The 17,930-nt window shown below is 71.5% G+C and carries 21 protein-coding genes; 11 read left to right on the top strand and 10 right to left on the bottom strand.

Features of this window, described 5'->3' with window-relative positions:
• The coding region (locus VGD70_RS08865; protein WP_331079978.1) for an aldehyde dehydrogenase family protein at positions 1 to 402 on the top strand (402 nt) is incomplete at its 5' end.
• Between the two features lie 45 nt (positions 403 to 447).
• On the opposite strand, the gene VGD70_RS08860 is transcribed toward VGD70_RS08865, so the two are convergent.
• Both VGD70_RS08860 and VGD70_RS08855 read right to left on the bottom strand, forming a co-directional pair.
• A complete protein-coding gene (locus tag VGD70_RS08860) occupies positions 448 to 1,458 on the bottom strand; it encodes an LCP family protein (RefSeq protein WP_331079976.1) in 1,011 nt (336 codons plus the stop codon).
• Complete coding sequence (locus VGD70_RS08855) at positions 1,455 to 1,961, bottom strand: SigE family RNA polymerase sigma factor (protein WP_331079974.1); 507 nt, start codon at positions 1,959 to 1,961, stop codon at positions 1,455 to 1,457. Before VGD70_RS08855 ends, VGD70_RS08860 begins: the two co-directional genes overlap by 4 nt.
• Before the next feature lie 210 nt (positions 1,962 to 2,171).
• On the opposite strand from VGD70_RS08855, the gene VGD70_RS08850 reads away from it, so the two are divergent.
• Complete coding sequence (locus VGD70_RS08850) at positions 2,172 to 5,408, top strand: S8 family serine peptidase (RefSeq protein ID WP_331079972.1); 3,237 nt, start codon at positions 2,172 to 2,174, stop codon at positions 5,406 to 5,408.
• Between the two features lie 107 nt (positions 5,409 to 5,515).
• Here the strand turns inward: VGD70_RS08850 and VGD70_RS08845 are convergent, their stop codons facing one another.
• The 3 genes from VGD70_RS08845 to aroA form a co-directional block, all read right to left on the bottom strand.
• Positions 5,516 to 6,343 carry an LppX_LprAFG lipoprotein gene (locus VGD70_RS08845; protein ID WP_331079971.1) on the bottom strand — a complete coding sequence of 276 codons (828 nt, stop codon included), beginning with the start codon at positions 6,341 to 6,343 and terminating at the stop codon, positions 5,516 to 5,518.
• Positions 6,344 to 6,405: 62 nt separating this feature from the next.
• A complete protein-coding gene (rsgA, locus tag VGD70_RS08840) occupies positions 6,406 to 7,431 on the bottom strand; it encodes a ribosome small subunit-dependent GTPase A (protein ID WP_331079969.1) in 1,026 nt (341 codons plus the stop codon).
• Positions 7,428 to 8,708, bottom strand: coding sequence for a 3-phosphoshikimate 1-carboxyvinyltransferase (aroA, locus tag VGD70_RS08835; RefSeq protein WP_331079967.1), 1,281 nt, complete (start codon positions 8,706 to 8,708; stop codon positions 7,428 to 7,430). Before aroA ends, rsgA begins: the two co-directional genes overlap by 4 nt.
• Positions 8,709 to 8,789: 81 nt before the next feature.
• On the opposite strand from aroA, the gene VGD70_RS08830 reads away from it, so the two are divergent.
• The 6 genes from VGD70_RS08830 to VGD70_RS08805 all read left to right on the top strand — a co-directional run bounded on the left by VGD70_RS08830 (position 8,790) and on the right by VGD70_RS08805 (position 12,961).
• Positions 8,790 to 9,551 carry an SOS response-associated peptidase gene (locus VGD70_RS08830; RefSeq protein ID WP_331079965.1) on the top strand — a complete coding sequence of 254 codons (762 nt, stop codon included), beginning with the start codon at positions 8,790 to 8,792 and terminating at the stop codon, positions 9,549 to 9,551.
• A 7-nt stretch (positions 9,552 to 9,558) separates the two neighbouring features.
• Positions 9,559 to 10,170, top strand: a complete 612-nt coding sequence (locus VGD70_RS08825) for an alpha/beta family hydrolase (RefSeq protein WP_331079963.1) — start codon at positions 9,559 to 9,561, stop codon at positions 10,168 to 10,170.
• A gap of 90 nt (positions 10,171 to 10,260) precedes the next feature.
• Positions 10,261 to 10,917 carry a sigma-70 family RNA polymerase sigma factor gene (locus VGD70_RS08820; RefSeq protein ID WP_414637921.1) on the top strand — a complete coding sequence of 219 codons (657 nt, stop codon included), beginning with the start codon at positions 10,261 to 10,263 and terminating at the stop codon, positions 10,915 to 10,917.
• Positions 10,914 to 11,210, top strand: coding sequence for a mycothiol system anti-sigma-R factor (gene rsrA, locus VGD70_RS08815; RefSeq protein ID WP_331079960.1), 297 nt, complete (start codon positions 10,914 to 10,916; stop codon positions 11,208 to 11,210). The genes VGD70_RS08820 and rsrA overlap by 4 nt, the downstream gene beginning before the upstream one ends.
• A 32-nt stretch (positions 11,211 to 11,242) precedes the next feature.
• On the top strand, positions 11,243 to 11,458 hold the full coding sequence (locus tag VGD70_RS08810) for a biotin/lipoyl-binding carrier protein (RefSeq protein ID WP_331079958.1): 216 nt from the start codon (positions 11,243 to 11,245) through the stop codon (positions 11,456 to 11,458).
• The gene (locus tag VGD70_RS08805) at positions 11,459 to 12,961 is read left to right on the top strand and encodes a sensor histidine kinase (RefSeq protein WP_331079956.1); all 1,503 of its coding nucleotides are present in this window, start codon (positions 11,459 to 11,461) and stop codon (positions 12,959 to 12,961) included.
• Positions 12,962 to 13,267: 306 nt separating this feature from the next.
• Here VGD70_RS08805 and VGD70_RS08800 read toward each other — a convergent pair whose 3' ends face one another.
• Positions 13,268 to 13,522, bottom strand: coding sequence for a WhiB family transcriptional regulator (locus VGD70_RS08800; protein WP_331079954.1), 255 nt, complete (start codon positions 13,520 to 13,522; stop codon positions 13,268 to 13,270).
• Positions 13,523 to 13,766: 244 nt separating this feature from the next.
• Positions 13,767 to 14,702, bottom strand: coding sequence for a diacylglycerol/lipid kinase family protein (locus VGD70_RS08795; protein ID WP_331079952.1), 936 nt, complete (start codon positions 14,700 to 14,702; stop codon positions 13,767 to 13,769).
• Positions 14,703 to 14,772: 70 nt separating this feature from the next.
• On the opposite strand from VGD70_RS08795, the gene VGD70_RS08790 reads away from it, so the two are divergent.
• On the top strand, positions 14,773 to 15,198 hold the full coding sequence (locus VGD70_RS08790; protein ID WP_331079950.1) for a hypothetical protein: 426 nt from the start codon (positions 14,773 to 14,775) through the stop codon (positions 15,196 to 15,198).
• A gap of 118 nt (positions 15,199 to 15,316) precedes the next feature.
• The gene (locus VGD70_RS08785; protein ID WP_331079949.1) at positions 15,317 to 16,054 is read left to right on the top strand and encodes a S1 family peptidase; all 738 of its coding nucleotides are present in this window, start codon (positions 15,317 to 15,319) and stop codon (positions 16,052 to 16,054) included.
• A 51-nt stretch (positions 16,055 to 16,105) separates the two neighbouring features.
• Here the strand turns inward: VGD70_RS08785 and VGD70_RS08780 are convergent, their stop codons facing one another.
• Both VGD70_RS08780 and VGD70_RS08775 read right to left on the bottom strand, forming a co-directional pair.
• Entirely contained in the window at positions 16,106 to 16,585 is a 480-nt protein-coding gene (locus VGD70_RS08780; RefSeq protein ID WP_331079947.1) for a GNAT family N-acetyltransferase, read from the bottom strand.
• A 9-nt stretch (positions 16,586 to 16,594) separates the two neighbouring features.
• Positions 16,595 to 17,185, bottom strand: coding sequence for an acid phosphatase (locus VGD70_RS08775; protein WP_331079945.1), 591 nt, complete (start codon positions 17,183 to 17,185; stop codon positions 16,595 to 16,597).
• A 109-nt stretch (positions 17,186 to 17,294) separates the two neighbouring features.
• Between VGD70_RS08775 and VGD70_RS08770 the strand changes: the two genes are divergently transcribed.
• Positions 17,295 to 17,702, top strand: coding sequence for a DUF3224 domain-containing protein (locus VGD70_RS08770; protein ID WP_331079943.1), 408 nt, complete (start codon positions 17,295 to 17,297; stop codon positions 17,700 to 17,702).
• Positions 17,703 to 17,761: 59 nt separating this feature from the next.
• Here the strand turns inward: VGD70_RS08770 and VGD70_RS08765 are convergent.
• On the bottom strand, positions 17,762 to 17,930 hold a 169-nt coding region (locus VGD70_RS08765; protein WP_331079979.1), incomplete at its 5' end, for a superoxide dismutase [Ni].

Here is a 17,930-nt window from a genome sequence, read left to right as displayed (position 1 = left end):
CCCACGATCATCGAGGGCACCGACCCCGGGCACGAGGTGTTCACGACCGAGTACTTCGGCCCGGTGCTGGCGGTGCACGTCTACGACGACGCCGACTACGACACGGTGCTCACCCAGATGGAGTCGGCCTCGCCCTACGCGCTGACCGGCGCGGTGATCGCCCAGGACCGCGCCGCGATCGCGCACGCGCAGCACTTCCTGCGCTTCGCGGCCGGCAACTTCTACGTCAACGACAAGCCCACCGGCGCCGTCGTGAGCCAGCAGCCCTTCGGCGGCAGCCGGGGCTCGGGCACCAACGACAAGGCGGGCTCGATCTACAACCTGCAGCGCTGGGTGAGCCCGCGGTCGATCAAGGAGACGTTCGTCCCGCCGACCGGGCACACCTACCCGCACATGGGCTGACCACCCGGGCGGGCCGGCCCCACGGGAGGGCCGGCCCGCGCGGGGTCAGTCGACGCAGGGCCGCTCGGTGCCGCGCGGCTCCTGGGGCCCGGTGGCGGGGTGCCCGGGACCGAACCTGGCCTCGACGTAGGTACGCACCGCGGCCGGGTCCACCCGGATCGCCGACGCGCCGTTCGGGGCCCGGTAGTCGATCTCGACGAGGGGGATCGTCCCGAACGTCAGCTGCCCGGAGCCGCTGGCCCGCAGCTGCTCGGCCAGCCCGAGCAGGTCCCAGCCCGGGTCGAGCGTGGCGCGCCCGCGCACCACGTCCAACACGGGCCCCAGCGTGTCGGGACTCTCCCGCAGCTTGCGGATCACCGACCGCAGGAACGCCTGCTGGCGCACCATCCGGTCGAGGTCGCCCTCGTCGAGGCCGTGCCGCTGGCGCAGGAACGCGAGCGCCGTCGACCCCGACAGCACCTGTGGTCCGGCCGGGAACGACACGTTCGCCAGGCGGTCCGTCGTGGGCCGGCGCAGGCACACCTCGACGCCGCCGATCGCCGACGCGACGTCGGCGAAGCGGGCCATGTCGACCATCGCGTAGTGCTCGGGCCGCACGCCGGTCAGCCCGCGCACCGTGTCGAGCAGCCGGTCGATCCCGCCTTCGGCGTACACCGCGTTCAGCCGCTGCGAACCGTGGCCCGGCACTGCCACCCACGTGTCGCGGGGCAGCGACAGCACGGTCGCCGAGCCGTCGGCGTCGACGTGCGCGAGCATGATCGCGTCGGCCAGCTTCAGCGTGTCCAGCCCGACGAGCAGCACGTTCTGGTCCTGGGCCGGGGCGGGGCCGGTGCCCCCGGCGGGCGGCGGCGCGCCGCGGTCGAGCACCTTCGGCATGACCACGGCTGCCACCGTCACCACCGCGACCACGACGGCCGCGGCCACGAGAGCCATGCCCCGGCGCCGGGGCGGGCGCGCCCGGGCCAGCTCGGCCAGCACCGTCCGGGGGTCCGGGGCGCGGTCGGCTTCCGCGGCGAAGGCCTCGCGGATCAGGGACTCCGTGCGGTCGGCGGTCATGTGAGGGCCTCCTTCACCTGGCGGGACTCGTTCGCGCGCAAGGTCTGGAGCGCGCGTGAGATGTGGCTGCGGACCGTGCCGGCCGCGCAGCCGAGCAGCTCGGCGATCTCCGCGTCGGTGCAGTCCTCGTAGTAGCGCAGCAGGATCGCGGCCCGCTGCTTGCGGGGCAGCGCGGCGATCCGGGCCCGCATCGCGTCGCGCTCGGCGTAGCCGGTGGCCGGGTCGGCCGTCGGGGTGCCGAGCGCGTCGAGCGTGCCGTGGGTGGAGGCGATCGTGCGGGCCGCGCGCCGGCGGCGCCACGACAGGTACTCGTTGGTGATCATCCGCCGGACGTAGGCGTCGGGCGCGGCCAGCGACTCGATGCGCGCCCAGCGGTGCTGAGCACGCAGCAGCACCTCCTGCACGATGTCCTGGGCGAGATGGGGGTCGCAGGTCAGGGCGGTGGCGTAGCGGAGCAAGCGATCCAGCCGGTCGGCCACGAACTGGTCGAAACGGTCCCGCACCGTCGCTCCCTTCTGTCGGGGACGGTTGCGCCACTACAACGCCGCCGGCAGCGCCATTTGTTGAGCCGTTCTGCCAACTTTCCCACCGCAAGCGTTTGCCTTGGTTCCGGGTCCGCCGCGCGGGCAACCGGGCGAGACGCTGTCGTGTCTTACTCCACTGGATGGAGCGGCAGACGGTGAGGTGCTGCCGTGCAACACCCTGGAGGGTGGATGACCCACGAACGAGCTCGCGCGAGACTCGCGGGCTTACTGGCCGTGGCGACCGCCACCGCGAGCACTGTGGTGCTCGGCGGGACGGCCGCGGCGGCACCGGGGGCGAAACCGGCTCCGCCGGCGACGCCGGTCGCGACGGTCACGCTGCTGACCGGCGACCGGGTGACGCTCGGCGGACCGGGCGGGGTGGCGGTGCGGGCCGCGAAGGGCCGCGAGCACATCAGTTTCCTCCGCCGCACCGACGAGCGGGGCGACCTGCACGTGATCCCGCAGGACGCCGCCACGTCGGTGTCCACGGGCAAGCTCGACCCGCGGCTGTTCGACGTGACCGCGCTGGTCCGCGCGGGCTACGACGACGCCAAGCGCAAGGACCTGCCGCTGATCGTCGACTACCCGGGGGCGACGCCGCGCAGTGCGGGTGCGCGGATCACCCGGGAGCTGCCGGCAATCAGCGCGGTCGCGCTGCGGGCCGACAAGGGCACCGCGTTCTGGCCGGCGGCCCGCGCCTCGGCGAAGCGGGTGTGGCTCGACGGCCCGGTGCGCGCGAGCCTCGACCACAGCGTGCCGCAGATCGGCGCGCCGCAGGCCTGGGCGGCCGGCTACACCGGCGCGGGCACGAAGGTGGCGGTGCTCGACACGGGCATCGACGTCACGCACCCGGACCTGGACGACGCGGTCGCCGCGGCCCAGGACTTCACCGGCAGCGCGACCGGCACCGACGACCACTTCGGGCACGGCACCCACGTCGCGTCGATCATCACCGGCGACGGCGACCCGTACAAGGGCGTGGCGCCGGACGCGAAGCTGCTCAACGGCAAGGTGCTCGACAACCAGGGCGGCGGGGCCGAGTCGTGGATCATCGCCGGCATGGAGTGGGCCGCGCACAGCGGCGCCGACGTGATCAGCATGAGCCTCGGCAGCCCGGTCCCGAGCGACGGCACCGACCCGATGTCGCAGGCGGTGAACCAGCTGACCGCCGACACGGGCGCGTTGTTCGTGATCGCCGCCGGCAACTCCGGGAGCGCGCAGTCGATCGGCAGCCCGGGCGCCGCCGACGCCGCGCTGACCGTGGGCGCGGTCGACCGGAACGACCAGCTGGCCGACTTCTCCAGCCAGGGCCCGCGGTGGGGTGACGGCGCGATCAAGCCGGACATCACCGCACCGGGTGTCGGCATCGTGGCCGCGCGTGCCGCGCACGGCCAGATCGGCGACCCTGCCGCGGACGGCTACGTGTCGCTGTCCGGCACCTCGATGGCCACGCCGCACGTGGCCGGGGCCGCGGCGATCGTCGCCGGGCAGCACCCGGACTGGACCGCCACCCAGCTCAAGTCGACGCTGATGGCGTCCGCGAAGCCGAACCCCGGCCTGACGCCGTTCCAGCAGGGCGCCGGCCGGGTGGACGTCGCGGCGGCCGTCAGCTCGACCGTGGCGGCGACCCCGCCGAGCATCGGCGCCGGCGTCGCGCAGTGGCCGCACGAGGACGACCAGCCGATCGTGAAGCCGTTGTCCTACACCAACTCCGGCACCGAGCCGGTGACCCTGGACGTCACGGTCGCCGGGGCGGGACCGGCCGGCGCGGCGCCGGCGGGCATGTTCACCGTCTCGCCGAGCCGGGTGAGCGTGCCGGCCGGCGGGCACGCCGAGGTGAACCTGACGATCGACACGACGGTCGAGGCGCCGAACGGCACCTACACCGGCACGGTGACCGCCACCGGCGCCGGCCTGACCGTGCGCACGCCGCTCGCGGTGAACCGGGAGGTCGAGAGCTACAACGTGACCGTCCGGACGCTCGACCACGACGGCGCGGCCACGCCGCAGTACTTCGCGCGGTTCGTCGACATCGACAAGCCGAACGCGGTCGAGGCCTACGACGAGTCCGGCACGGTCGTCGCCCGGGTGCCCAAGGGCCGGTACTACGTCGACGCGTTCGTGCAGACCGAGCGGCCCGACCGCTGGCTGCTCACGCAGTACACCGAGCCGGACTACGTGGTCTCCGGCGACGCCGAGGTCGTGATCGACGCGCGGGAGGGCAAGGCGGTCGACGTCAAGGTCGACGAGCCGAACGCCCAGGAGGGCAACACGACCCTGTCGTTCCTCATGACCACCCAGTGGGGCGACACCGGCTCGATCTACAGCGGGTCCACGTTCGACGGGTTCTACGTCCGGCCGTCGACGACCTCCTCCGACGGCTTCGAGTTCGACGTCGCGGCCGAGCTCGCCGAGCCGGACGGGACCGGCACCTGGCCGGGCTTCCACGCCAGCCCGTACCTGTACCACGTGCGGTGGCGCGAGCCCGGTCGCGTGCCGACGGTGCTGGAGCGGCGGTTCGCCAACCGGGACCTCGCGAAGGTGCGGTCCGACCACGCCGTCGGCGGGCCCAGCACGATCGGGATGCGCAACTGGTTCCTGACCGGGCAGCTGCCGTTCACGCTGACGGAGTTCTACACGCCGAACGTCGCGTGGTACGACACGTTCGGGGAGCTCGCGAGCCCGGCCGACTTCCCCGGGGCGTCGGTGGTGTCGACGGTGACCGGCCGGGTCTACGAGAAGGGCCGGACCGCGCACGAGCGGTGGAACGTCGGCGTGGTGGGGCCGGCGTTCCCGGTGCTGGACTTCGAGCCCGGCGGCTACGCGCAGCGCCTGGGTGACCAGCTCGGGCTGTCGCTGCCGCTGCACGCGGACCAGTCCCCGTACCGGGACGGCTCGTCGTTCGAGGCGACCGGCACCACCGAGCTGCTCCGGGACGGCGTCGTCATCGGGTCCACGCCTTATTCCGGTAGTGGGTTGTTCGACGTCCCCGCCGATACGGGGTCGTACACGGTGCGGACCACGGCGACCCGGCCGTCTCGACTGTCCACTTCGGTCAGTGCCGCGTGGACCTTCGCGTCCTCGCACGTCGACGGGTCCACGCCGGCTTCGCTGCCGTTGCTGGCCGTCCGGTTCGCGCCATCGTTGGACTCGTCCAACGCGGCGCCTGCCGGGCGGTTCCGGGTTCCTGTCTATGTGCAGCGGAACGGTTCCCCGGCCGGGCGGGTCTCTACGCCGTCGGTCGAGGTCTCGTTCGACGACGGCAAGTCGTGGAAGGCCGTTCGGGTGTCGCGGGATGACTCTTCCTGGGCGGCTTCGGTGGATCATCCGCAGGGGGCGCGGTTCGTTTCCTTGCGGGCCTCTGTCTCGGATCGGGAGGGGAACTCGGTTTCGGAGACGATCTTGCGGGCTTACGCCGTGAGGTAGTTCCGTGGCCCGCCTCCCAGGTGGGGGCGTCGCTTGTTCTCGATGCAGAACGACGCCCTTGCTGCATGTTCTCTTGCAGCAAGGGCGTCGTTGTCGCTACTTCTGGCCTACTTGCCGGGAAGCTGGCCCACCTGGTCCGCGGGCGGGGCCTGGATGTTCACCGGCTTGCCCCAGTCGGTGTAGTCGACCTGGATCTTCACCGGGACCGACTTTCCCGAGGTCGGGTCGGCCGTCGGCATCTCCACCGTCATGCGGACCGGCAGGTCGTCCTTGTTGACCCAGAGGTTCACCGGGAAGTCCTTCAGGCCCGCCTTGATGGCTTCCTTCAGCGCCTTCTGGAGCGTCGGGTCCGTCTGGCTGTCGGCCAGTTTCCGCACGTCGACCGTGACCGCGTAGTGGGTGGTCTGCTCTCCGTTGAGGGACTCCTGCTTCGTGGAGGTGATCTCGCCGGAGTCCTTGAACTGCTCGAGCGCCTGCCGCGGGTCGGCGTTCTTGCGCATCTGGTCGGTGAGGCTGCCCAGCGCCTGCGCGATCGGGTTGCTCTTGTCGCTGGAGTCGATCTTGATCCACGGCTTGCCGGGCGCCAGCTCCTGCGGCAGCTTCATGTACAGCACGCCATCCAGAAGGACCATCGACATGGCGCCCTCGGGGCTCTGCAGGTCCATCGTGATGGCCGGGTCGGCGCCGACCTTGATGTCGCCCTCGCCCTTGACCTCCATGCCACCGGCGCCACCGGTGAACACCATGTGCGCGGTGTTCTGCTCGGCCGCCCTGTCGCCGACCGACTTGGCCAGCGCGGCCAGGTTCACCGCCGCCGGGGTGCCGTTGCCGCCGGAGCCGTTGTCCTGTGCTCCGCCGCTGCCACCCTTGTCGCCGCACGCGGTCAGCGACGCGGCCAGCGCGAGCGCCGACAGCAACGCTGCGATCTTGCGCATTCCTGCTCCCCTCGGAGGAATTCATTCGCACGACGAGCCTAACCGTCACCCGTTCGTGTCGCTCAGTCGCCGTACTCGTCCAGGCGTGCGCGGGAAGCCAGGAGCCGGCGCAGCGACGCCAGGCGGCCGGGGGATGCCAGGCCCTCCGCGGTGACGACGTCGAGCATGCAGTCGGGGTCCTCGGGCGGGCCGAGATGCCCGCAACCCGACGGACATTCCTCCGCCGGCTCCACGAACTCGTCGAACGCCGCCACGATGTCGTCCGGTTCGACGTGGGCCAGGCCGAACGACCTGATCCCCGGCGTGTCGACCACCCAGCCGCCGCCGGGCAGGGGGATGGCGACCGCGGTGGTCGAGGTGTGCCGGCCCTTGCCGACGGCACTCACGACCCCGGTGGCGCGCATGGCGTCCGGCACGATCTTGTTGACCAAAGTGGACTTACCGACGCCGGAATGCCCCACCAGAGCGGAAACCTGGCCGGCCAGGCGCTCGCGCACCTCGTCGGGATCCTCATCACTTCTGGTGACGAGAACGGGAACCGCGAGCTCGGCGTACGCGGCGATGATCTCCTCCGGGCTGGCGAGGTCGGACTTCGTCAGGCACAGCACGGGTTTCAGGCCACCGGCGAACGCGGCGACCAGGCACCGGTCGATGAATCCGGTGCGGGGTGGGGGATCCGCGAGCGAGCACACGATGAGCAGCTGCTGCGCGTTGGCCACGACGACGCGCTCGTAGGGGTCGTTGTCGTCGGCGGTGCGGCGCAGGACGCTGCTCCGGTCGGCCACCCGCACGACCCGGGCGAGCGTGTCCGGGCGGCCGGACGTGTCCCCGACGAGATCCACCAGGTCCCCGACGACGATGGGCGTGCGACCGAGCTCGCGGGCACGCATCGCGATGACCTCGTGATCCGGCTTGCCGTCCAGCGCGCACGTCCACCGCCCGCGATCGACGCCGACGACCATCGCCGCGCGGGCGTCGGCGTGCTCGGGCCTGAGCTTGCTGCGCGGTCGGGTGCTCTTGCCGGGCCGCACCCGGACGTCCGACTCGTCCAGACGATCCCAGTCCGCCTTCCGGCCGCGCCGGCTCACTGCTGGTGGCCGTCCAGCATCGCCTGCCACCTGGCCGGGAAGTCGGGCAGTGTCTTGGCGGTCGTGGCGATGTCGTCCACCTCGACGCCGGGCACCACGAGCCCCACGATCGCGCCCGCGGTGGCCATCCGGTGGTCGGCGTAGGCGTGCCAGGTGCCGCCGTGCAGCGTGGCCGGGTGGACCTCGAGGCCGTCGTCGGTCTCGCGGGCGTCACCGCCCAGCCCGTTGATCTCCGCTACCAGCGCGGCGAGCCGGTCGGTCTCGTGCCCGCGCAGGTGTGCGATCCCGCGCAGCACCGACGGGCCGGCCGCGAGCGCGGCCAGCGCGGCGACGGTGGGGGTGAGCTCGCCGACGTCGTGCAGGTCGATGTCGACGCCGGACAGCTCGGTGGGCCCGGTGGCGGTGAGACCGGCCGGCGTGCGCTCGACCGCGCAGCCCATCCGCCGCAGGATGTCGCCGATCGCGTCACCAGGCTGGGTGGTGCTGGTGGGCCAATCGGGGACCGTGACCGTGCCGGCGGTGACCGCGGCCGCGGCCAGGAACGGCGTCGCGTTGGACAGGTCCGGCTCGACCCGCCAGTCGAGCGCGGCGACCGGCCCCGGCTCGACCCGCCAGACGTTGGCCTCGCTGTCGTCGACCACGACGCCGGCCTCGCGCAGCATCTGCACGGTCATGTCGATGTGCGGCAGCGACGGGACGGGCTTGCCGTCGTGGTGGACGGCGAGGCCGAGGTCGTAGCGGGCGCCCGCGAGCAGGAGCCCGGAGACGAACTGCGACGACGCCGACGCGTCGATGGTGACCGAGCCGCCCGCGAGGCTGCCCTTGCCGTGCACGGTGAACGGCAGCGCGTCGCCGTCGACCGAGGCGCCCAGGGCACGCAGCGCGTCGAGCACGGTGCCCATCGGCCGCTCGCGGGCCCGCGGGTCGCCGTCGAAGTGGATGTCGCCGTCGGCCAGCGCGGCGGCGGGCGGCACGAACCGCATGACGGTGCCGGCGAGGCCGCAGTCCACGGTGGCCGGCCCGAGCAGCCCGGCGTGCGGCTCGACGCGGACGCCGGTCGGGTCGGTGTCGCCGTTCGCGGTGACCGGCACGCCGAGGGCCTGCAGCGCGCCGATCATCAGGTCGGTGTCCCGGCTGCGCAGCGCCCCGGAGATGGTGCCGCCGCGGGTGCTGAGCGAGGCCAGCAGCAAGGCCCGGTTGGTGATCGACTTCGAGCCGGGCACCGCCACGGTCGCGTGGACGGGCTCGGTCGCGACGGGCGCTTGCCACTGGTTCATGCGTCGATGATCCCGCATCCCGGGGTCCGCGGTGCACACTGTCGGTACGACGTGCCACGATCGGCCCAGGAGGTGGTTGACGTGTGCGGGAGGTACGCCGCAGCCAAGGATCCGGCCACACTGGCCGCTGAGTTCGACGCGCTCGACGCGACGGAGGGCCTGGCGCCCGGGGCCGACCACAACGTCGCGCCCACGAAGGAGGTCGTGGCGGTGGTGCAGCGGCACCCGCGAGACGAGCTCGGCGTGGCCGACTCGAGCCGCACCCAGCGCAGCCTGCGGGTCATGCGGTGGGGCCTCATCCCGGCCTGGGCCAAGGAGCGTTCGATCGGCGCCCGCATGATCAACGCCCGGGCCGAGACCGCGGCCACGTCCAACGCGTTCAAGTCCTCGCTCGCCAAGCGCCGCTGCCTGCTGCCGGCCGACGGCTGGTTCGAGTGGCGCAAGGAGGGCGGCCACAAGCAGCCGTTCTTCATGACCAGGCCGGACGGCGAGACCCTCGCGATGGCCGGGGTGTGGACGGTGTGGCGCGATCCGAGGGACAAGGACGGCCTGCCCATGGTCACCGCGGCCGTGCTCACCACGGAGGCGCAGGGCCGGCTCGCCGAGATCCACGACCGGATGCCGCTGCTCATGGCCCCGGAGCACTGGGCAGGCTGGCTCGACCCCGACGCCGAGGACCCCGGCGACCTGCTCACCTCGCCGCCGCCGCTGGACCTCGTCGAGTCGCTGGAGCTGCGGCCGGTGTCCAGCAAGGTCAACAACGTCCGCAACAACGGGCCCGACCTTCTCGTCCGCGAGGAGCCGGTCACCGATCTCGACGAGCCCACGCTGTTCGACGGCTGAGGCCGGCATGACCACGATCCAGATCGACACGCCGCACGGCCCCGCCCGGGCCGAGCTGCACTGCGCGCCGGAGGGCCGCGCCGGGATCCTGCTCGGCCACGGTGCCGGCGGCGGGGTCGGCGCCCCCGACCTGGTCGCGGCCACCCGCGGCGCCCAGGCCGCGGGCGTGCACGTCGCGCTGGTCGAGCAGCCCTACCGGGTCGCCGGTCGCCGCGCGCCGGCCCCGGCCAAGCAACTGGACACGGCGTGGCTCGCGGTCGTCGAGCGGCTGTCCGAGGAGTGGTTCCACGAGCAGCCGCTGGTGTTCGGCGGGCGGTCGTCCGGAGCGCGGGTGGCCTGCCGCACGTCCGCCGACGGGCAGGCGGTCGCGGTCCTGTGCCTGGCGTTCCCGGTGCACCCGCCGGGCAGGCCGGAGAAGACCCGGATCCCCGAGCTCGACGGGGTCTCCGTGCCCACGCTGGTGGTCCAGGGGGAGTCCGATCCGTTCGGAATGCCCGGTCCGGCGCCGCACCGCGAGATCATGGTCCTGCCCGGCGACCACTCGCTGAAACGGGAGCCCAAGACGCTGTCCCGAGCGGTCGAGGAATGGCTCGACCGGATCTTGCGCCCGCTCGACTGAGGGAATGCCGCGGGGGCGATCGGCGTTCCTCCGTACGTGCTGACCGACACGCGCCGCGTATCCTCGCAGGTGTCCTATGCGTATCCGAGGATGGGACAGTTCCAACTGGAAGGGAGCACGGTGCCGAGCACCGAGACCCAGACCAACGCGCCGGTCGAGACCGAGGAGGAACGCGCCGAGCGATTCGAGCGCGACGCGATGCCCCTGCTCGACCAGCTCTACTCGGCCGCCCTGCGGATGACCCGCAACCCGGCCGATGCCGAAGACCTGGTGCAGGAGACGTACCTCAAGGCCTATGCCGCGTTCGCGTCCTTCTCCAAGGGCACCAACCTCAAGGCGTGGCTCTACCGGATCCTCACCAACACCTACATCAACGGCTACCGCAAGCGGCAACGTCAGCCGCAGCAGTCGCCCACCGAGGAGATCAGCGACTGGCAGCTCGCCCAGGCCGAGAGCCACACCTCGACCGGGCTGCGCTCGGCCGAGATCGAGGCCATGGACCGGCTGCCGGACAACGACGTCAAGGAAGCCCTGCAGCAGCTGCCGGAAGACTTCCGGTTGGCGGTGTACCTCGCCGACGTCGAGGGGTTCGCTTACAAGGAGATCGCGGAGATAATGCACACGCCGATCGGCACGGTGATGTCCAGACTGCATCGTGGCCGCCGGCAGCTTCGTGACCTACTGGCCGGGGTCGCGCGGGACCGTGGGTTCCTGCGCTCGACCGAGCAAGAGGTGACCGGATCGTGAGCTGTGGCAAACCACATGAGACCGACTGCACCGAGGTGCTGGCGGAGGTGTGGCTCTTCCTCGACCACGAGTGCGACGGCGGCCGGCGTGCGCTGCTGGAGAAGCACCTGGACGAGTGCAGCCCGTGCCTCGAGCAGTTCGGCATCGATGAGCACCTGAAGGTGTTACTGGCGCGTAAGTGCGGGGGCGAGCACGCGCCCGAGGCACTCAAGCAGCGGTTGCGGGAAAAAATCAGGAAAACTGTGGGCGAGCAGGCCGGAGTGACCGTGCAGGATAGATCAGACTTGCCGTAACCACGGCTGCCGCTGCATGGGAGGATTCGGCGATGACCGAGCAGATCCGCGCCGAGATGGTCGCCAACGTGATGTCCGTCGTCGCCGACGAGGGCAGGGGCATCGCCGAGGGCGACACGGTGGTGATCCTCGAGTCCATGAAGATGGAGATCCCGGTCCTCTCGGAGTACACGGGTGTGCTCACGTCGATCGCCGTCAAGCCCGGTGACGTCGTGCAGGAGCACGACCTGATCGCGGTAGTCGACTAGTTGTCCACGCTCTCCGACCTGCTCGCCGAGCACACCAAGCTCTCCGGTGGCGAGGTCGACCACCTGCAGATGGTGGTCGCCGAGTGGCAGCTGCTCTCGGACCTGTCCTTCGCGGACCTGCTCATGTGGGTGCCGATCGGTGAGCCGCCGACGCCGGCCCAGGCCGACGTCGAGTACCTGTGCGTCGCGCAGGCCCGCGCCACCACCGCGCCCACCGCGCACCCCGAGGACGTCGTCGGCAGCACGATCGCGTCCGCCGACCACCCGCAGCTGCGCCGGGCGATGATCGAGCACCGGATCTGCCGCGAGGAGGATCCGCGCTGGTACCAGGGGGTGCCGGTGCGCCGCGAGGCCATCCCCGTCACCTACGACGACCGGGTCGTCGCGGTCCTCTCGCGCGAGACCGATCTGGCGGTGCCCCGGGTGCCGAGCTCGCTGGAGATCGCCTACCTCGGCATCGCCGCCGACCTGTGCCAGATGGTCGCCGACGGTAGTTTTCCGACCTCCGAGCCCGCCGCCGACGTGCACACCAGCCCCCGCGTGGGCGACGGCCTCATTCGCCTCGACCCCACGGGGGCCGTCGTGTTCGCGTCGCCGAACGCGCAGTCGGCCTACCACCGGATGGGGCACCCCGCGGAGCTCGTCGGCGTCCGGCTGGCGCCGCTGACCCGGGGCCTGATAGCCGACCCCTTCGACGCGACGGAGATCGCCCAGCGGGTGCTCGCCGCGCTCGACGGGCAGCCGAGCATGCGTGCGGAGGCGGAGTCACATCGTGGGGCGGCCGTGCTGTTCCGCGCCCTGCCGCTGCGTCCCGGCGGGAAGGCCGCGGGCGCGCTGGTGCTGGTGCGTGACGTCACCGAGGTCCGCCGCCGGGACCGCGCGCTGATGTCGAAGGACGCGACGATCCGGGAGATCCATCACCGGGTGAAGAACAACCTGCAGACCGTGGCCGCGTTGCTGCGCCTGCAGTCCCGCCGCACCGCGAGCGAGGAGGCCCGCGCGGCACTGGGCGAGTCCGTCCGCCGCGTGGCGGCGATCGCGATGGTGCACGAGGCCCTGTCGACGTCGGTCGACGAGCGGGTGGACCTGAACTCGTTGGTGGACAAGGTCATCCCGGTCGTCGGCGACGTCGCGGTGGCGGAGAACCACGTGCGGGTGCGGCGGACCGGCCAGTTCGGCGTGGTGGCCGCGGAGTTGGCCACGCCGCTGGTGATGGTGCTGACCGAGCTGGTCCAGAACGCGGTGGAGCATGCCTACCCGTCGGGCGTCTCGGGTGAGGTGGTCGTCTCGGCGGAGCGCTCGGCCCGCTGGCTGGACGTGGTCGTCACCGACGACGGGCGAGGGTTGCCGAAGGGCTTCTCGCTGGAGCGGTCCAACGGCCTGGGACTGCAGATCGTGCGGACCCTGGTGGAGTCCGAGCTGCGTGGGTCGTTGTCGATGCGGCGGCGGGACCGGGGTGGCACCGAGGCCGTGTTGCGGGTGCCGCTGTCCCATCGCCGCTGACTTGTCCGCAGGCGTCGTCTTCGCTCGCTGCGCCCTTGGCTCGCTCCGCCTTGTGCTCGCGCCTTTGGCTTCCATCCTTCTCCGCTCGCGCCTTGGACCCCATCGCCCTCGTTGACGCATTGGCGCTTACGCCATTGCTGGCGCCGTCGACTCGAATCTTGCTCGCATTCGCACCCTCGGACTCGCCTTAGCGTCGCCCGCTCTCGAGTTCGCCATTCGGTGCTTTCGCCACGGCGCACCATCCGCAGAAACACGAAGGCCCGGTTTCCCTTGTGGGAACCGGGCCCTTCGGCGTCAGAAGTGAGATCAGGCGTTGCTGCTCGTCCGCGTACGGGCGTTGCGACGCTTGAGTGCGCGTCGCTCGTCCTCGCTCATCCCGCCCCACACGCCTGCGTCCTGGCCGCTTTGCAGCGCCCACGTCAGGCAGTTGGAAGCAACGGTGCAGCGGTGGCAAACGGCTTTCGCCTGGGCGACCTGCAATATGGCCGGACCACTGGTTCCCACGGGGAAGAACAGCTCAGGGTCCTCGTCACGGCAGGCCGCGCGGTGGCGCCAGTCCATTTCTACTTGCTCCTCGGCTTTGGGCGCGTTCCGACGCGCCTCTAGTCGTCAACCGGTCGTTTGGGGTGCTTGTGAATGCTTTCACGAACCAGCCATATGTCAAGGGTTCTTCATCAGCGAGTGCGTGAACTCACCCGAAAGATCGACGTCAGAGGCCTGCGGAAGCGCAGGGTAACAATTAGGTCACAGCTCCGTCTCGTCCCTCAAGTGCCTCCTGGCGCCGGATCCGGCCCCCAGGGGTGGGCTACCCGACGACGGTCAGAGCATGCCTCTCCGACGTGACTTTCACGCAGGTCCGCTCGCCGATGAGGTCTCCGTCGCACTGGACGCGGACCGGGTCGGGGCTCGTGATCGTCAGCGTGGGCACGTCGTCTCGGCGGAAGAGCTTGCCGCCGCGTTGCTCACCCTTTCGGCTGATCGCCTGACGGAGGTGGCGGAGCACTGTGGGTAGGCGAAGGCTGCGCAGCGCGAAAATTCCGAGATCGGTGTCGAACCCGCACCTGCGGTTGAGGTGGATCGCCCGCGTCCCGAGGTAGGTCCACGGGTCGGTGTTGGACACGAAAACCAGCCGCAGCCCCGAAACCGGCTCCTCGCCGGGAATCTCGACGGTCAGCTGCGGCCGCCCGTGCGCCGGCTTGAGGTACTGGGTGATCGCGACCCGGGTGTACAGCGCGGGACTGGCCTTCTTGCCCCGCTTGCGGTCGACCTCCGCCACGACGTCGGCGTCCCAGCCGACCCCCGCGCTGAACGTGAACCAGCGCGCCGGGTCGCCGGGCCGGTCCGAGTCCACCCGGCCGAGGCCGACCTGCCGGCTGCGCCGGTCCTGCAGCGCGTGCAGCAGCTGGTGCGTCGCGTCGACCGGGTCGCGGGGCAGGCCGAGCGACCGCGCGAACACGTTGGCCGACCCGCCCGGCACGATGCCGAGCATCGGCAGCGACTCGCTCACCCCGCCGGCGAGCAGGCCGTTGACGACCTCGTTCACCGTGCCGTCGCCGCCGTGCGCGACGACCAGGTCGGCGCCGTCCACCGCGGCCTGCGCGGCGGCGGCCATCGCGTGGCCGCGGTAGTCGGTCTCGAGGATCTCGAGCTTCACCTCGCTGGCCAAGGCGTGCGCGAGCACGTCCCGGCCGGCCGCCGTCGTCGCGGTCGCCTTCGGGTTCACCACCAGCACTGCACGCATGACCGCAGAGTATGCGAGCCAGCTACGATCCACCCGAACGTAGTCATCACATCCGGCGAAGGACCCATCAGTGCGCATCGCCTCCGACGCCCCGCCGACCATTCGCGGGGCCGGGATTCTCGTTGGCCTGCAAGGGTTGACCGGCATCGGGTTCGCCGTCGCGCTGCTCGTGCGGGCCCTCGGCGGCGCGTCCACAGAGGGCAACAACATCTACGGCGAGGCGGGCTACTTCACCGTCCTCGGCGGCGGCGTGGTCGCCGTCGGCGTCGGGCTCGTGCTCGGCAAGCACTGGGCACGCAGCCCCGCGGTCGTCGTCGAGCTGCTGCTGCTCGGTGTCGCCTGGTACGCGGCCGGCCCGTCCGGGCGTCCCGAGTACGGGGTGCCGGTCGGCGTGGTCTGCGTGGTCGTGCTGTACCTCCTGTTCACCGTCCGCTCCCGGGAATGGTCGCTGGGGCTGGACGACGAGGACTCCGGCACCGACCAATCCGGACAGTGACTCGGTAATCGGATTCCCGACTAACGGCGGGTAGTGGACCACCCACGAACGAGTGACCCTGATGGGGTTACTTGTCCCTGCTCCGCGGTGCGAGGCCGCGGCTACGAGGTGGTGCACAATGCGCTTTGTTCGCGTCGGGGCGGCCCTTCTGGGCGTGGCGGCAGCCGCGTTCGGTTTCATCTCCGTGTCGGGAGCGGCTTCCGCAAACCAGACCGGTGATGTCGGGCCGACGATCATTGACGGCAGTTTCGCGGACAATGCTCCGTGGGCCGCCCGGTTGTTCGTGAACGGCCAGGAGAACTGCTCGGCGACGATCATCGCGCCGGAGTGGATCCTGACCGCGCAGCACTGTGTGTCCGGTGGCGGCACGTACACGTTCCACATCGGCAGCCTTGACCAGACCCAGGGCGAGTCCGCCACGGGCATCAACATCCAGACCCACCCGTCGGCCGACCTGGCGCTGGTCCGGCTCGACCACGCGGTGAGCGCCACCTACGCGCCGCTGGGCACCGCGGACGCGGTCGGCGTCGGGCAGACCGTCCAGGTCTACGGCTGGGGCGCGACCTGCACCAACCAGCCGGAGATCAACTGCCAGAGCCAGCTGCTCAAGGTGGCCAACGTGAGCGTGAGCTCGGTGAGCTGCTCGGACTACATCGGCGGCACCGCGGTGTGCGCCAACCGGATCGACGGCATCACCGCCGGTGGAGACTCCGGTGGCCCGATGTTCGCCACCAGCCCGGTGGACGGCGGCTACTACCAGGTCGGCGTGGCCTCCACGAGCGACCGGCAGAGCTTCACCGCGTACGGCAACGTGACGCAGTACCGCGACTGGATCGCCGGCATCGCCGGCGTCTGACGCAGGTCCCGAGCGCCGCGTCCGGTATCCCGGGCGCGGCGCTCGCCCTGGTCAAGATCCCAGGCGGCGCAACGCCTCGTCGGTGACGCGGTAGACGGTCCACTCGTCCATCGCGACGGCGCCGAGGGACTTGTAGAAGCCGATCGCGGGGGCGTTCCAGTCGAGGACCCACCACTCCAGCCGCGAGTAGCCCTGCGCCACGCACTCCTCGGCGAGCGCGGTGAGCAGGGCTTTGCCGAGGCCGCCGCCGCGCTGGCCGGGCCGCACGTACAGGTCCTCCAGATAGATGCCGTGCGTGCCACGCCAGGTGGAGAAGTTGAGGAACCACAAGGCACATCCGACGACCTCACCGTCCACTTCGGCCACATGGCCGAACAGCGCCGGGGCCGGCCGGAACAACGCCTCGCGCAGCTGGGCCGAGGTCAGGTGGCACTCCTGCGGCGCGCGCTCGTACTCGGCGAGCTCGTAGACCAGCGCGACCACGGCGTCCACATCGGACTCACGAACCCGGCGGACCCGCGGATCCGGCATGCTGCCACCTCATTCCAGTACCGGCGCCACGTTCAGCCTCGTGATCTGCGGCGCGCCACGCTCGTCGCCGAGCACCGAGATCGCGGCCGCGTCCATTCCGAAGTGGACCCCCGACTCCGGCGGCATGCCCAGCCAGGTGGCCACCAGGACGCGACTGAAGTGCCCGTGCCCGACCAGGATGACATCTCCGTCCGACAGTGCCGCGCGCACCCGCTCGACGACCCGCGCCGCGCGGGCGCCGACCTCGGCCGCGGACTCGCCGCCGGGGCAGGGGTGGGTCCACACGGTCCAGCCCGGCACGGTCTCGCGGATCTGCGCGGTGGTCAGGCCCTCGTACTCGCCGTAGTCCCACTCGGCGAGGTCCTCGGTGACCATGTCGACGGAAAGCCCGGCGAGCTCGGCCGTGCGCAGCGCCCGGGCGCGCGGGCTGGAGGCCACCAGCGCGGGTGGCTCGCCGCCGCGGAGGATGCCCAGCAGGCGGCCGGCGTCGCCGGCGCGGCGCTCGCCGGTGGGGGTGAGCGGGAGGTCGGTCCGGCTGGTGTGCCGGCCGGTGCGGGACCACTCGGTCTCGCCGTGCCGCAACAGGTACAGCGCGGTCATGTGGCATCTCCTGCCCGTGTCGTCACGTCGGCCTGATCCTGCCCGGCCGGGGTGAGGTCCGCGCGCCGGGTGGCGCTGGACTGTCGGTCCCGTCGGTTACCTTGCGCCCATGAGAGCTGCCGGAACGTTCAGTGTTGTCGCCTTCGTGCCCACCCCGGTGGTGCCCGAGCCAGCCGTCGCCACGGGCCTGCCGGTGGGCGTGTCGACGATGGAGAAGAGCTACGCGGGGGAGATCGAGGGCCGGTCGGCCACCCTGTTCACGGCCGCGTTCGACCAGGCCAGCGGGGTGGGGACGTACCTGGCGATGGAGTCGTTCGAGGGCGCGCTGAACGGCCGGGCGGGTGCGTTCAACTTCGCCCACTCCGCCACGACCCAGGGCACCGACCGCGAGGGCGAGTTCTTCACCATCGTCCCCACGAGCGGCACGGGCGACCTGGCGGGCATCCGAGGCGCGGGCGGCATGACCGTCGACGACGACGGCACCCACCGAATCTGGCTCGACTACACCCTCGACTGACGACGGCGCCGCCCCCACGAACAGGGGGCGGCGCCGTCGACATCGTGAGGCCGAGAGCCTCAGGCGTTCTTGGTCTCCCAGAAGATTTTGTCAATCTCGGCGATCAGGTCCAGGAGCGTCTGGCCCGTGGCCGGGTCCATCGAGCCCTTGGTCCCGGACGCGCCGGCGGCCTTGGTGGCCTTGTTCACCAGTTCGTGCAGCTGGGGGTACTTCTCGAAGTGCGGCGGC

It is taken from the genome of Actinophytocola sp. (assembly GCF_036402745.1).
In the GTDB taxonomy this organism is placed as follows: domain Bacteria; phylum Actinomycetota; class Actinomycetes; order Mycobacteriales; family Pseudonocardiaceae; genus Actinophytocola.
The sequence above is the reverse complement of the archived record's forward strand: the minus strand, read 5'-3'. Positions and strand labels throughout refer to the sequence as shown.

Bases quoted from the DNA above. Each gene is read 5' to 3' on its own strand.
- VGD70_RS08860 (WP_331079976.1), bottom strand. From the start codon at position 1,458: ATGACCGCCGACCGCACGGAGTCCCTGATCCGCGAGGCCTTCGCCGCG.
- VGD70_RS08850 (WP_331079972.1), top strand. From the start codon at position 2,172: ATGACCCACGAACGAGCTCGCGCGAGACTCGCGGGCTTACTGGCCGTG.
- VGD70_RS08845 (WP_331079971.1), bottom strand. From the start codon at position 6,343: ATGCGCAAGATCGCAGCGTTGCTGTCGGCGCTCGCGCTGGCCGCGTCG.
- aroA (WP_331079967.1), bottom strand. From the start codon at position 8,708: ATGAACCAGTGGCAAGCGCCCGTCGCGACCGAGCCCGTCCACGCGACC.
- VGD70_RS08825 (WP_331079963.1), top strand. From the start codon at position 9,559: ATGACCACGATCCAGATCGACACGCCGCACGGCCCCGCCCGGGCCGAG.
- VGD70_RS08820 (WP_414637921.1), top strand. From the start codon at position 10,261: ATGGGACAGTTCCAACTGGAAGGGAGCACGGTGCCGAGCACCGAGACC.
- VGD70_RS08810 (WP_331079958.1), top strand. From the start codon at position 11,243: ATGACCGAGCAGATCCGCGCCGAGATGGTCGCCAACGTGATGTCCGTC.
- VGD70_RS08800 (WP_331079954.1), bottom strand. From the start codon at position 13,522: ATGGACTGGCGCCACCGCGCGGCCTGCCGTGACGAGGACCCTGAGCTG.
- VGD70_RS08795 (WP_331079952.1), bottom strand. From the start codon at position 14,702: ATGCGTGCAGTGCTGGTGGTGAACCCGAAGGCGACCGCGACGACGGCG.
- VGD70_RS08785 (WP_331079949.1), top strand. From the start codon at position 15,317: ATGCGCTTTGTTCGCGTCGGGGCGGCCCTTCTGGGCGTGGCGGCAGCC.
- VGD70_RS08780 (WP_331079947.1), bottom strand. From the start codon at position 16,585: ATGCCGGATCCGCGGGTCCGCCGGGTTCGTGAGTCCGATGTGGACGCC.
- VGD70_RS08775 (WP_331079945.1), bottom strand. From the start codon at position 17,185: ATGACCGCGCTGTACCTGTTGCGGCACGGCGAGACCGAGTGGTCCCGC.
- VGD70_RS08770 (WP_331079943.1), top strand. From the start codon at position 17,295: ATGAGAGCTGCCGGAACGTTCAGTGTTGTCGCCTTCGTGCCCACCCCG.